A 14,024-nucleotide genomic window follows, 5' to 3' on the forward strand; every position below is an offset into this window, starting at 1 on the left:
TTCCTAGCATTAGCAGCATTAATATTTGGACAATGGAAACCACTTGGAATATTAGGAGCAACATTCTTCTTTGGATTTGCTTCAACAATAGCTAACGTATCTCAAGCGATACCATCGTTAGCAGCAATACCTGGTGTATTATTAAAAATTTTCCCATATGTGGTAACTTTAATAGCATTAGTTTTATTCTCTAAATCATCACAAGCACCAAAGGCATCTGGAGAACCATTTGATGCTGGTAAGAGATAGAATTTAAGTTAAAAGATAAAATTGAAAAATGAAAAAGTTAATGTAGAAATTCATTCTTTGAATGAATTTCTAATAAAATATTTAGATAATCGTATAGGAGGGCTTGAGTTATGAAAATATTTATAGATACTGCAAATGTAGAGGAAATTATATCAGCAAATGATATGGGGGTTATTTGTGGAGTTACTACAAATCCATCATTAATAGCAAAAGAAGGAAGAGATTTCAAAGAAGTAATAAAAGAAATTACTACTATAGTTGATGGGCCTATAAGTGCAGAGGTAATTAGTTTGAAATATAATGAGATGGTAAATGAGGGCCTTGAATTAGCAAAGATTCATCCTAATATAGTTATAAAGATTCCAATGACTATAGATGGGTTAAAGGCTGTTAATATATTATCTTCTAAAGGTATAAAAACAAATGTAACTTTAGTTTTTTCAACAGCACAAGCTTTATTAGCTGCTAGAGCTGGAGCTACTTATGTAAGCCCTTTCATAGGAAGAGTAGATGATATAGGAAGTAAGGGAATTGAACTTATAAAAGAAATTGCATCAGTTTTCAAAATACATCATATAGATACAGAAATTATAGCTGCAAGTGTTAGAAATCCTATACATAGTATAGAAGCAGCATTAGCTGGTGCACATATTGCGACTATTCCTTACAATGTATTAGTTCAAATGACTAAAAATCCATTAACTGATATAGGAATAGAAAAGTTCCTAAGTGACTGGAATAATAGTAATAAAAAATAATATTTTCTTTTTATATTATGGAATATGGTCATAACAATTAATTTTAGGATGATACTTAATGGAAGAAAATCATTAATATCATTACAATGATAAGTTTTAAAGATAATTTTTATTAAAGACATCTAAAGTATTAACGAGAGAAAGCATGATTTATGTAGCGATACTTTGGATGTCTATTTTTTTGGTTATTATTAAAAATAACATAAAACAAATATTAGGAGGGGTAAAATGAGGATTAAGGGAAACCTAAAAAAATTCTTGGCTTCGGTTGTAGCTCTTACTTTTATCATAGGTAATTTACCAATGAATTTAGTAAAAGCTGCAGCAGAGGAATTATCAACGGAAACAGTTCAAATTCTTGCAACTACCGATTTGCATGGAAGGTTTGTTCCATATGAATATGCAAGAGCAACAAGATCAGATGGAGGATTAACTCAAATAGCTACATTAGTTGAGCAAGAAAGAGCTAAAAATCCAAATACTGTTCTTGTTGATAATGGAGACAATATTCAAGGGAACTATAATCATTTGTTTCTAAATGATGAAAAAAATCCTATGATGCTAGCAGTAAAGGAAATAGGATATGATTCGTTTAGTTTAGGTAATCATGAATTTAATTTTGGAATGGACAAGTTATTCCAAATAACTAATCAAATAAAAGATAATGTAAAGGTTTTATGTGCTAATTTATATAAGGGTGATGAAAGAGTTTTTGATGCATATACAATAAAAAAGTTACCTAATGGAGTAAAAGTTGCAACAATTGGTGTTGTTACTCCGCATATTGATAAGTGGGATGGACCAAATTTAGTTGGGTACACACCTAAGAATCCAACTGAAGAAGTTGCAAAGGTTATTCAAGAAATAAAGGCAGCTGGTGGAGCAGATGTATATGTAGTTACATCACATATGGGATTCAATAATGAATATGGTAAAGGTGATTCAGCGAAGGAACTTGCTGAAGCTAATCCTGATGTAGATGTAATTGTTATGGGACATAGCCATGAAGCTTTTGCAGAAAAAACTGCTGGAAATGCTATTTTAATTCAACCAGCTAATAATGCAGGAAGCTTAGGTAAAGTAGAACTAAAATTAGAAAAATCAAATGATGGATATGTAGTTAAAGAGAAGAAAGGAACACTATTAAAAACTACAGGAGTAGCAGAAAATGAAAAGCTAGCATTAGCTTTAAAATCATATGATGAAAGAGCAAAGTCAGATGCAAGTATAGTTATAGGACAATTAGAAGGTCCAAGCTTAGCTGATAAAAATGAAATAGCTGATATACCAGAATCATTAGTTAGAGATCAAGGTATAACAGACTTAGTAAATGAAGTTCAAATATATAATAGTAAAAATCATTTGAAATCACAAGGAATAGATATAAATTCAGGATATATGGTATCAGCAGCAGCATTATTCGATGCAGGATCAAATATGCTATCTGGGGATATTAAGAAATCTGATATATCAAATATATACAAATATGACAATAAGCTTTACACAATAAAAACAAATGGAAAGCAACTTAAGAGATTTATGGAGTGGACATCATCAATATATAATACATTTAAACCAGGAGATTTAACGGTATCATTAAATGAAAAGATTAGATTATACCAATACGATATGTTTGATGGAATAAGCTATGAAATAAATATTTCTAAGCCGGCTGGAAGTAGAATTGAAAATATTAAGTTTGAAAAGGATGGGAAAGTTGTTGAAGATACTGATTTAGTTTATTTATCAGTAAATAACTATAGATACGACTCAGTTCTTAATGCAGCTAATAATCCTGTATTTGAACCAGGAACACATGAAAAAGTTTATGACACTAATAATGATAAAATATCAGATATGAGAGATTTAATAACAGACTATATAGTAAAAGTTAAGGGTGGAAAAATAAGTAGAAATATAGATAACAATTGGAAATTAACAGGAGTTAATTATGATCAAAAATTAAGAGAAGAAGTTGTTAAATTAGTAAATGATGGAGTGCTTAGCATACCGGTATCAGATGATGGAAGAACTCCTAATGTAAAAAGTTTAACTATAAATGATGTTTTAATGGCTAAAAATCTAAAGAGAGTTGAATTAGTAAGTTTTAATGATTTACATGGAAATGTACAAGAAAGTGGTAAAAATGTTGGTATAGCTAAGTTAGCGTCAGCAATAAAAGAAAGAACTTCATTAAATGACTTCTCTAACTATGAAGCTATACCACTAGCTGCGGGAGATTTATATCAAGGTACAGCAATATCAAATCTTACTAAAGGTGCACCAGTAAGCGAATTTTTAAATGATATAAAAATTCCTGCATCTGCAGTTGGAAATCATGAATTTGACTGGGGAAAAGAATTAATTCCTACATGGGCAAAAGCAGGAAATTTTGATTTCTTAGCTGCTAATATTATAGACAAGAAAACAGGAAAACCTGTTGAATGGGCAAAACCTTATAAAATTATTGAAGTAGATGGAATTAAAGTTGGGTTAATAGGAGTTACAACACCTGAAACAGCTTATAAGACAACTCCAGCAAATGTTGCTGATTTAACTTTTGAAGATCCTTCAATATCAGTTCAAAAATATGCTGATAAATTAAGAAAAGAAGATAAAGTTAATGCAGTAGTTGTATTATCTCACTTAGGAGCAACAAAAGATAAAGATGGAAAGCCTGTTGGAGAAGCTGTGGATTTAGCAAATAAAATTAAAAATGTTGATGCAATTATAGCTTCTCATGATCACCAACTTACAAATGTTGAAGCTAATGGAATTAAGATAATTGAAGCTGGATATAATGGTAGGGCTTTATCAATATTAACATTTGATTTTGATAATGAAGGAAAATTAGTTTCACTTGGAGCCAATTTAGATAAGCTTTATGAGAGAAGTGCTAATATAATACCAGATGAAACTTCAGCAGAAATAGTTAAGAAATATGAATCTGAATTAAAACCAATATTAAGTGAAAAAGTAGCTGATCTAGATAAGGATTTAGATCACGATAGAAATGAAGGACTTACACCTCTTGGAACAGTTGTTTCTGAGACAATGAGAAAAATTACAGGTGTGGATATTGGTATAACTAATGGTGGAGGAGTAAGAGCGCCATTATCAGCTGGAGTATTAACAATTGGAGATTTATATACAATATTACCTTTCGATAATACTTTAGTAACAATGGAATTAAAGGGTTCAGACGTAAAATCTGCGATAGAACATGGAATTATGCCGGAAAACTTTGGCTGGGGACAATTCTCAGGAATTAAAGTTTGGTATGATAAAGATGCTCCAGCAGGAGAAAGAATCACTTCAATTAGATTAGCAGATGGCACTCCATTAGATATGGATAAATATTATACAGTTGTAGTTAATGATTTTATGGCAACTGGTGGAGATGGATATGATTTCACAAATGCTAAAAATATGAAAGACACAATGCTTGTAATGAGAGATGAAATCAGCAATTACTGGAAGGTGAATGGAGTAGATACAGATATAGAAAATCTATTAATAGCTGGAGTTGATGATACAAAAGAGCCTACAAATCCAGGAGAGAATCCAGGAGAGAATCCAGGAGAAAATCCAGGTGGAAACAACAATGGACAAGAAGGTTCAAACAATGAAAGCAATTTACCAACTACTGGTGGACAAAATCCTATAAACCTATTAGTATTTGCTATATTAATATCAGGTGTTGGTTATGTGATGTTTAGAAAGAAGACTGAAGAAAAAGCTAGTTAAAATTAATCATTTAGGAGCTATCTTAACACTATAGATAGCTCCTTTTTAATTAAATAAGTATTAAAATTATAAAAAAGGAAATAATAGTAATATTATAATTAATAAAATTATTCTTGATAAATTAAATATATTAATTCATAATAGAAATACATATATAAAGTCCAAGAGATTCATATCTTTAATATTTATATCTGAAAATATCCCAATTTAGAATTTATTAAATTTAAAAATTGATTTTTTATTCATAATTTAATTATAAATAAAATTATCTATGGAGGTGCAGTTTTGAGTAAAGAAATATATGAAAGAAAAACATTAGCTGAGTTGAAAGAAATAGCTAAGCAGCTTAATATAAAAAATATAAGTAAGTTAAAAAAGAGTGAGCTTATTGATGCAATAATTGAAAATTCACCAAAAAGTATAGAAAAAAATGGAGTTATATTGCAAGAAAAGATAACACCTAAGGTGAAATCTGAAGAAATTAATGTAGTAAATAATAGTTTTAATAAGGATATGAGAGAAGAAAATAAAGAAGAAAGAAAAGAAGATATTAAAGAAGAAAATAGGGAAGAAAAAAGAGAACGATTAAAAGTTATGATAAATGAGTCTAACACAGCTAAAGGTGTATTAGAAATATTAGAAAATAATAGTTTTGGCTTTTTAAGATGCAACAATTATCAAACTGGGGAAAACGATATATATGTATCACCATCTCAAATAAGAAGATTTAACCTTAGAACTGGGGATGAAGTTGAAGGAAAGGTAAGAGAAGCTAAAGAAGGAGAAAAATTTAAAGCATTACTTTACGTTGAAAGAGTAAATGGAGAAAATCCTGAAAGAGCAGTTGGAAGAAAATCTTTTGAAACATTAACACCTATATATCCTCAAGATAGATTACATTTAGAGACTAATAACGAAGGAGATTTATCTTCAAGATTAATGGATATAATTTGTCCTATAGGTAAGGGGCAAAGGGGAATAATAGTTGCACCTCCTAAGGCAGGGAAAACAACTTTATTAAAAAAGGTTGCTCAAAATATATCTAAGAATTATCCGGAAGTTAAACTTATAGTTCTACTTATAGATGAGAGACCAGAAGAAGTAACAGATATGAAGAGATCTATAAATGGTGATGTTATATATTCAACTTTTGATGAAGAGCCTCAAAACCATGCAAAGGTATCTCAAATGGTATTAGAAAGAGCTAAAAGAATGGTTGAACAAGGAAAAGATGTAGTTATATTATTAGATAGTTTAACTAGACTTTCTAGGGCGTATAACTTGACGATTACTCCAACGGGAAGAACGTTATCTGGCGGATTAGATCCAGGTGCTTTAATAATGCCTAAAAAATTCTTTGGAGCAGCTAGAAATATTGAAGAGGGTGGAAGTTTAACTATACTTGCAACAGCTTTAATTGATACTGGTTCTAGAATGGATGATATGATATTTGAAGAATTTAAAGGGACTGGAAATATGGAAGTTCATTTAGATAGAAAGCTTCAAGAAAGAAGAATATTCCCTGCAATTGATATATATAAATCTGGAACTAGAAAAGAAGATTTAATTTTATCAGATGAAGAGAAAGAAGTTGCATATTCAATTAGAAGAGTTATGTATAGAGATGGAAATATAGAAAATGTTACTGAAAAATTAATAAATATGCTTACAAAAACTAAAAATAATAAGGAATTTATAAATATATTCAGTAAAAGCGAAATAGAGAAAAAATAGTTTAAATAAAAAAATGTGTATGAGGTACTACCTTATACACATTTTTTTATTTAAATATTAATTTATCAGCTAAACCTACTATTCTTTGCTTGGAATAACAAGAAGATAATTTAGATAATTTGTAGCGCATTTTTTCTAATTCCTTTGGGTTAGAAATTAAATTATCTATTGTTAAGTTTAACTCTAAAAGATTATCTATATACAAAGCATATCCATTAGAGGTTAAAAATTCTACATTTTGCGTTTCTTGACCTGGAATAGCAAATGGAATTAATAAAGGTAAGTTTTTACTTATTGCTTCAGTAACTGTAAGACCACCAGGTTTACTTATTATTAAATCTGAATATTCCATTAAAGAATCAACATCTTTTGAGAAACCTAGTATATGAAGTTTTTTATCCTTGATTGAATGTTTATATTCTTTCAGTAAATCTTCCTTTAATTTTTCATTTTTTCCACATACAACTGTTATTCTAAGCTTATTGGAGTTATTCAATAATTCTTTTAAAACATAAGAAATATTTTTTAATCCCATGCTACCACTCATAAGTAGAATATTGAAATAATCATCATTTTTCGTTGCTTTTATATCAGATTTATTTTCTAAAAACTCATCTTTGACAGGAATTCCAAAAGTAAATATTCTTCTAGAGTCTATTCCTCTTTTAGCTAAATCGTCTTTTGTATTTTCACTTGCAGTGATGTAAGCATCTATATTTTTATCTATATAAGTTGAATGAGCTTTAAAATCAGTTACTATAACTATTACAGGTTTATTTAAGCCTTTTCTTTTAAGAGATCCCATTATATTTACTGCAAAAGGATGTGTAACTAATATTATATCAGGACTAATTGAATTAATTAGTTTAGATATCTTTCTTTTAGTAAAGCAAAAAACTAAAGATAAAAGCTTATTTGTAAAACTTGTATCAGTAAGTTTATATGCTAAACCATAAGTTTTTGGAAAAAAAGATGCTGATATTTCATATCCGCTAATGAATAATTTAGTTAATATTTTACTATTATTTTTTAAAAAATCATGGCGTATAACTTCATATCCAGAGTTCTCAAATGAGCTAGATATCGAGCTTGCAGCCTGATTATGACCTTCCCCTGTAGAAGTTGTTAATATTAAAATTTTTTTCATGATTAAATAACACTCACTTTTCTAAATAACATAATATATTTTTTAAATAACATAACATAATATAATTAAGGTAAAAGTATAATTAGATATTAGTTCCATAAAAATAAATAATTTGATCTATATGTATATGTTAAAATTAAGAAAATTATTTAAATATAATTACTATTATATTATATTATAAAAATTGACGTAAAACATAAAAAAATAAAATTCTAAGATAAATTTAAGAAATAAAAGAAAAAATGGGAAAGACTATGTCTTTCCCAGAATTTCCTATTTGTTAAGATTAAATCTCTTATTGAATTTGTCAACTCTTCCGCCAACATCAATAATTTTTTGTTTACCAGTGAAGAATGGGTGGCATTTAGAGCATATTTCTACTTTTAGTTCATCTTTAACTGAACCAGTTGTAAAAGTATTTCCACATGCACACTTAACTACAGCTTCGTGGTTGTATTTTGGATGTATGCCTTCTCTCATATTTTTCACCTCTTTCAACTACTTAAATAACCATTTGAGTATATCATAGGTGTTTTATTGAGTCAAGGAGATTACATAATAAAAATATCTTTGATTAGTTATTATATAAGATGCTATAATTTAAATATATCTAATGAAAAAGGAGAATTAAAATGAGTAAATTATATTTTAGATATGGAGCTATGAATTCTGGAAAATCAACACATCTTATGCAGGTTGCTTATAATTATGAAGAAAGAGGAATGAATGTTACATTAATAAAACCTTTTACAGATAAAAAGGGTGGAGAAAGACTAGTTTCAAGATTAGGTGTTGAAAGAAAAGTAGATTTAGTTATTTATGATGAAGACAATGTATTAGAAAAAGTTCAAGAATATAGAGAAAAAAATAAAAATATAGACTGTATATTAGTAGATGAGGCTCAGTTTTTAAAATCAAAACAAATAGATCAATTATTTGAGATAGCAGTTGTATTAGATATACCTGTAATATGTTATGGATTAAGAACTGACTTCAAAATGCAAGGATTTGAAGGAAGTACAAGATTATTATTGCTTGCACATAGTATAGAAGAAATGAAAACTATATGTAAGTGTGGAAGAAAAGCTGTGTTGAATGGAAGAAAAATCAACGATAGATTTGTTTTTGAAGGGGAGCAGATTGCAATAGATAATGTTGATAATGTTGAATACGAATCTTTATGTGGACACTGCTATTTTAAATATAAAAATAATTTATAAATAGAAAGAGTGGTAAAATGAGAAAGTGTGAAGTGGGAGGACAAGCTGTTATTGAAGGCGTTATGATGAGGGGGAGCAAGGGGCAAGCTACAGCTGTTAGAACTCCAAATAAAGAAATAAGAATAGATTTTAAAAAGATAGTACCTATAACTAAAAAATATAAATTTCTAAATGTTCCATTTATTAGAGGAATATTTGTGCTTTTAGATTCTCTTATTACTGGAATCAATACTTTAAATTATTCAGCATCATTTTTGGAAGATGAGGATGAAAGTGAATCAAAATTTGAAATTTGGCTAAAAAATAAATTTGGTGAAAGAAGTAATGATTTAATAATTGGAGCAACTATGATATTATCATTTGCTATTGCTGTAGGATTGTTTGTAGCATTACCTACAGCAATTGCATCATTGTTTAGTTATTTAAATTTACATCCTATAGCTCTGAATTTGATAGAAGCTGTAATTAGAATGGTGATTTTACTTGGCTATATGTATTCTATAAGTAAAATGGAGGATATTTATAGGGTTTTTCAGTATCATGGAGCTGAGCATAAGTCAATTTTTTGTTATGAGGCAGAAGAAGAATTAACAGTAGACAATGTAAAAAAATTTAGTAGGTTTCACCCAAGATGCGGAACAAACTTTTTATTTTTAATTATGTTTGTTAGTATCTTAATATTTAGTTTTACTGGATGGGGGGGATTTCTTGAAAGGTTAATACTTAGAATACTATTAATTCCTGTTGTATCAGGAATAACATATGAGTTAATTAAATGGCTTGGGAAAAATGATAATAAATTAGCAAAGATAATTGCATATCCTGGATTAAAACTTCAAGAGCTTACAACAAAGGAGCCAGACGATGACCAAATAGAAGTAGCCATTGCAGCTCTTATGAAGGCAGAAGGCCTTAAACCTAAGGAAAAAACAATAGGAGAATTGTTAGATAAAGCATCTAAGGAGCTAAAAGAAGAGAATATAGATACTTATATTTTAGATGCACAGTTATTGTTAGGTAATGTTTTAGCAAAGGATAAGTTGTATATAATAACAAATAGGGATAAGAATGTTTCTTTAAAAGATGAAAAGGAATATTTTGAGCTAATAGAGAAAAGAAAAAATAAAATGCCGATAAAGTATATTTTAGGTGAAACAGAGTTCATGGGATTAGATTTTAATGTAGAAGAAGGAGTCTTAATTCCAAGAGGTGATACAGAAATATTAGTAGAAGAAGTATTATCAATAATAAATGAAGAAGATGAACTAAATGTTTGTGATTTATGTTCTGGAAGTGGAGCAATTGGTATATCTATTGCAAATTATAGAAAAAAAATAAATGTAGAAGAAATTGATTTTTATGAGGTTCCAGAAAAAGTAACTAAAAAAAATATTATAAAACATGGATTAGAAAGTAGAGTTAAATTTATTAAAAGCGACCTACTAAAGGAGCCAATAAATCAAGGAAAGAAGTATGATGTAATAGTTTCAAATCCTCCATATATTAAAGCAGATGAAATAAGCAACTTAATGGATGATGTAAAAAAATATGAGCCGCATACAGCACTAGATGGTGGTGATGATGGATTAGTATTTTATAAAAGAATAATAGAAGAAAGTAAAACTACATTAAATAATGAAGGGGTACTGGCATTTGAAATTGGCTATGACCAAGGAGAAGAAGTTAGTAATTTAATGAAGGAAGCTGGATTTTATAATATAAAATTAGTAAAGGACTTAGCAGGATTAGACAGAGTTGTGCTGGGATACTTTAAATATTGATAAATTTCTATCTCTTGTGATATAATAGGGAGATATTAAAAAATATAGTACGGAGTGATATTTATGTTATTAGATAAATTGGCTTTTATAGAAAATAAATATGATGAATTATCTGTAAAGATATCAGATCCTTCAATAATGGCTAACCAAAATGAATGGAGAAAGCTATGTAAGGAGCATGCTGATTTAGAAGTCATAGTTACTGCATATAAGGAATATAGAACAGTTATAGATGATTTAGCAGCTAACAAAGAAATGTTAGCTGAAGAAAATGATAGAGAAATGAGAGAAATGCTTTCAGAAGAAATCTCAGACTTAACAGCGAGAGAAGAAGAATTAGAAAAGCATATCCAAATACTTTTATTACCTAAGGATCCAAACGATGATAAGAACGTTTTTGTGGAAATAAGAGGTGGTGCAGGTGGAGATGAAGCCGCTCTATTTGCAGCAAATTTATTTAGAATGTATACAAGATATGCAGAAACACAAAGATGGTCAGTTGAATTAATGAGTGCTAATGAAACTGATATTGGTGGATTCAAAGAAGTAGTATTTATGATTAAGGGATCAGGAGCATATTCTAAACTAAAATATGAAAGTGGTGTACATAGAGTACAAAGAGTTCCTGATACAGAATCAAGTGGTAGAATTCATACATCTACAGCGACAGTAGCTGTTCTGCCAGAAGTTGATGATGTAGAAATAGAAATAAACGAAAAAGATTTAAGAATAGATGTTTATAGATCTTCTGGTAATGGAGGACAATGCGTTAATACAACTGACTCTGCAGTAAGAATTACACATATTCCAACAGGGGTTGTTGTTGCATGTCAAGATGAAAAATCACAGTTAAAAAATAAAGAAAAAGCTATGAAGGTTTTAAGATCTAGATTATATGAAGCTGCAGAAGCTGAAAGAAATGCTGGTATAGCAGAAGATAGAAAGAGCCAAGTAGGTTCAGGGGATAGAAGTGAAAGAATAAGAACTTACAACTATCCACAAGGAAGAGTTACTGATCATAGAATTGGATTAACACTTTATAAGTTAGAATCATATTTAAATGGTGATATAGAAGAAGTGATTAATGCATTGATTACAGCTGATCAAGCTGAAAAAATGAAAAAAATGGGTAATACAGACGCTATTTAATAAAAAAGCCTTACATTTTATAATGTGGGGCTTTTAAAGTAGGTGGGAAGAATGAAAATAAACAAAGCATTAAAAAAGGAAAAGAATCATAAAAGGCAATTCTTTATATTAATGTTCATGCTATTTACAATACTTCCTTTAGTAGCTTTCTTGGCGCAAAATAAGAATATGTTTTTATGGGCTTATTTAGTGCTTATAGAGGGATTAATAATAATATCGTGTATAAATAAATTGAATTATCATAGATTAAGATTTTATTGTAACAATAATAAATTAAAATTTAAAAGTGGATTATTTTCAAAAGAATCAGTTATTCTATGTGATAAGGTAGCAGTTGTACATACTGATAAAACAAAGGAAGAAATGGATATTATATTAATAGCTACTGTTAGATTTAGAAATAAATATTTAAAGCCTGTAACAAAAGCTTTTATTAAGAAATATCCAGAAGCAGCAGAAGAATACTTAAAAGTAAAAAAAATAAATCCAGAAGAAAATTACTATTTTCAAGTTATAAAAAGAGGTGCTTTAAAAAAATATAATTTATTAGATGAGATATATAAAAATTGTGTTAGGGCATCTTATACATCTTCAGCTATAGAAAATATAAAAATAGCAAGAGAACAGATAGAAATATAAAGAGAAAGAAGGTAGAACTTTTGGAAACAAAGGTAGCTATTATAAAAGATATTAATAAAGACATTGAATATTTAAAGGAAGCAGCTGACATTATATATAATGGAGGAGTTGTTGCATTCCCAACAGAAACAGTATATGGTTTAGGAGCTAATGCTTTAAATGATGAAGCGGTAGAAAAAATATTTAACGCAAAAGGTAGACCACAGGATAATCCTTTAATAGTACATGTTTCTTCAAAAAATATAAATACCTTAGTTAAAGATGTTTCAGAGATAGCACAAAAACTTATTAATAGGTTTTGGCCAGGTCCCTTGACTATAATCTTAAATAAAAAGGAAATAATTCCAAATAGAACTAGTGCAAATTTAGATACAATAGGTATAAGAATGCCAAATGATAAAATAGCATTAAAGCTTATAGAATTATCTGGATGCCCGATTGCAGCACCATCAGCAAATATATCAGGAAGACCTAGTCCAACTGAAGTGGAACGTTGTGTTGAGGATTTAAGTGGAAGAATAGATTATATCCTTGGAGGAGAAAGAAGTAATGTCGGTGTTGAGTCAACGATAGTAGATTGTACAGTTGATCCACCTATGGTTTTAAGACCAGGTGGAGTAACTTTAGAAATGCTACAAGAGGTTTGTGAGGATATAAAAATAGATAAAGCAATACAAGGAAAGCCAGATGAAAACTTGAAGCCTAAAGCACCAGGTATGAAGTATAGACATTATGCTCCAAAGGCCAAATTAAAAATAATAAAGGGAAATAAGCAAAAAACTATTGAAAAAATTAATGAAATAGTACAAAATTATATAGAAAATCAAAAAGAGGTTGCTATACTATCAACAGATGAATTGTGTAGTTATTTCAATAAAGGTAAAGTGATTTCTTTAGGAAGTGAAAAAAATCTATACGATGTAGCAAGAAATTTATTTGAATCACTTAGAGAATGTGATGATTTAAATGTTGATATTATATTATGTCAAGCATTTGATGAAAAGGGAGTAGGTCTTGCTATAATGAATAGATTAAACAAAGCTGCAGGCTTTGATATATTAGAAGTATAATTAGGGAGGGAAGGGGGCACCTTTCCTTTTTTATTATATAAATTTATCATTATAATGGTTAGGAGGTAAATTCTTATGAAGATAGCAGTAGGTTCAGATCATGGTGGAGTTGAATTGAAGGAAGAAATAAAAAAATATCTAGTAACAGAAGGACATAAAGTAAAAGATTTTGGTACTAACTCTACTGAATCATGTGATTATCCTGATTATGCACTACCGGTAGCAGAAGCGGTAGTTGCAAAAGAGTTTGATTTTGGAATTTTAATATGTGGAACAGGTATAGGTATAGGTATTGCAGCAAATAAGGTACCTGGAGTTAGGGCTGCATTATGCTCTGATACTTTTAGTGCGCATGCAACAAGAGAACATAATGATGCTAATATATTGACTCTTGGTCAAAGGGTAGTTGGACCAGGGCTAGCATTAGATATAGTAAAAACATTTTTAAATACCGAGTTCCAAGGTGAAAGGCATCAAAATAGAATTGATAAAATAACAGAGATAGAGAAAAAATATTATAAATAATAAAA

11 protein-coding genes and 1 pseudogene are annotated in these 14,024 nt (G+C 29.1%); 10 read left to right on the forward strand and 2 right to left on the reverse strand.

Going from position 1 to position 14,024, the window contains the following annotated elements; all coding sequences use genetic code 11:
- The 4 genes and pseudogenes from J2Z25_RS15690 to rho form a co-directional block, all read left to right on the forward strand.
- A pseudogene (locus J2Z25_RS15690) lies at positions 1-249 on the forward strand (ABC transporter permease); the annotation flags it as partial.
- Positions 250-359: 110 nt separating this feature from the next.
- Positions 360-1,007, forward strand: coding sequence for a fructose-6-phosphate aldolase (gene fsa, locus J2Z25_RS15695; RefSeq protein ID WP_008676581.1), 648 nt, complete (start codon positions 360-362; stop codon positions 1,005-1,007).
- 228 nt (positions 1,008-1,235) lie between these two features.
- The gene (locus J2Z25_RS15700; protein ID WP_209741251.1) at positions 1,236-4,754 is read left to right on the forward strand and encodes a 5'-nucleotidase C-terminal domain-containing protein; all 3,519 of its coding nucleotides are present in this window, start codon (positions 1,236-1,238) and stop codon (positions 4,752-4,754) included.
- Between the two features lie 285 nt (positions 4,755-5,039).
- Entirely contained in the window at positions 5,040-6,488 is a 1,449-nt protein-coding gene (gene rho / locus J2Z25_RS15705) for a transcription termination factor Rho (RefSeq protein ID WP_209741252.1), read from the forward strand.
- Positions 6,489-6,534: 46 nt separating this feature from the next.
- Here the strand turns inward: rho and J2Z25_RS15710 are convergent, their stop codons facing one another.
- Positions 6,535-7,635 carry an MGDG synthase family glycosyltransferase gene (locus tag J2Z25_RS15710; protein WP_008676588.1) on the reverse strand — a complete coding sequence of 367 codons (1,101 nt, stop codon included), beginning with the start codon at positions 7,633-7,635 and terminating at the stop codon, positions 6,535-6,537.
- Between the two features lie 273 nt (positions 7,636-7,908).
- The gene (rpmE, locus tag J2Z25_RS15715) at positions 7,909-8,115 is read right to left on the reverse strand and encodes a 50S ribosomal protein L31 (RefSeq protein ID WP_008676589.1); all 207 of its coding nucleotides are present in this window, start codon (positions 8,113-8,115) and stop codon (positions 7,909-7,911) included.
- Between the two features lie 152 nt (positions 8,116-8,267).
- Here rpmE and J2Z25_RS15720 point away from each other — a divergent pair, with 152 nt between their 5' ends.
- The 6 genes from J2Z25_RS15720 (at position 8,268) to rpiB (ending at position 14,019) form a co-directional block, all read left to right on the forward strand.
- Positions 8,268-8,855, forward strand: a complete 588-nt coding sequence (locus J2Z25_RS15720; RefSeq protein ID WP_008676591.1) for a thymidine kinase — start codon at positions 8,268-8,270, stop codon at positions 8,853-8,855.
- 17 nt (positions 8,856-8,872) lie between these two features.
- Positions 8,873-10,636, forward strand: a complete 1,764-nt coding sequence (gene prmC / locus J2Z25_RS15725) for a peptide chain release factor N(5)-glutamine methyltransferase (protein WP_209741253.1) — start codon at positions 8,873-8,875, stop codon at positions 10,634-10,636.
- Positions 10,637-10,699: 63 nt separating this feature from the next.
- Positions 10,700-11,785: a peptide chain release factor 1 gene (gene prfA, locus J2Z25_RS15730; protein ID WP_209741254.1), complete on the forward strand. Its 1,086-nt coding sequence runs from the start codon at positions 10,700-10,702 to the stop codon at positions 11,783-11,785.
- A gap of 51 nt (positions 11,786-11,836) precedes the next feature.
- Positions 11,837-12,424 carry a hypothetical protein gene (locus J2Z25_RS15735; RefSeq protein ID WP_209741255.1) on the forward strand — a complete coding sequence of 196 codons (588 nt, stop codon included), beginning with the start codon at positions 11,837-11,839 and terminating at the stop codon, positions 12,422-12,424.
- A gap of 20 nt (positions 12,425-12,444) precedes the next feature.
- Entirely contained in the window at positions 12,445-13,494 is a 1,050-nt protein-coding gene (locus tag J2Z25_RS15740) for an L-threonylcarbamoyladenylate synthase (RefSeq protein WP_209741256.1), read from the forward strand.
- Between the two features lie 75 nt (positions 13,495-13,569).
- Positions 13,570-14,019: a ribose 5-phosphate isomerase B gene (gene rpiB, locus J2Z25_RS15745; protein ID WP_209741257.1), complete on the forward strand. Its 450-nt coding sequence runs from the start codon at positions 13,570-13,572 to the stop codon at positions 14,017-14,019.
- The last annotated feature ends 5 nt before the right edge of the window (positions 14,020-14,024 follow it).

The organism is Clostridium tertium, assembly GCF_017873245.1.
GTDB classification, from domain to species: Bacteria; Bacillota; Clostridia; order Clostridiales; family Clostridiaceae; genus Clostridium; species Clostridium tertium.

Excerpts from the sequence above, each read along its gene's own strand:
- fsa (WP_008676581.1), top strand. The coding sequence starts at position 360 with ATGAAAATATTTATAGATACTGCAAATGTAGAGGAAATTATATCAGCA.
- J2Z25_RS15700 (WP_209741251.1), top strand. The coding sequence starts at position 1,236 with ATGAGGATTAAGGGAAACCTAAAAAAATTCTTGGCTTCGGTTGTAGCT.
- J2Z25_RS15710 (WP_008676588.1), bottom strand. The coding sequence starts at position 7,635 with ATGAAAAAAATTTTAATATTAACAACTTCTACAGGGGAAGGTCATAAT.
- rpmE (WP_008676589.1), bottom strand. The coding sequence starts at position 8,115 with ATGAGAGAAGGCATACATCCAAAATACAACCACGAAGCTGTAGTTAAG.
- J2Z25_RS15720 (WP_008676591.1), top strand. The coding sequence starts at position 8,268 with ATGAGTAAATTATATTTTAGATATGGAGCTATGAATTCTGGAAAATCA.
- prmC (WP_209741253.1), top strand. The coding sequence starts at position 8,873 with ATGAGAAAGTGTGAAGTGGGAGGACAAGCTGTTATTGAAGGCGTTATG.
- prfA (WP_209741254.1), top strand. The coding sequence starts at position 10,700 with ATGTTATTAGATAAATTGGCTTTTATAGAAAATAAATATGATGAATTA.
- J2Z25_RS15735 (WP_209741255.1), top strand. The coding sequence starts at position 11,837 with ATGAAAATAAACAAAGCATTAAAAAAGGAAAAGAATCATAAAAGGCAA.
- rpiB (WP_209741257.1), top strand. The coding sequence starts at position 13,570 with ATGAAGATAGCAGTAGGTTCAGATCATGGTGGAGTTGAATTGAAGGAA.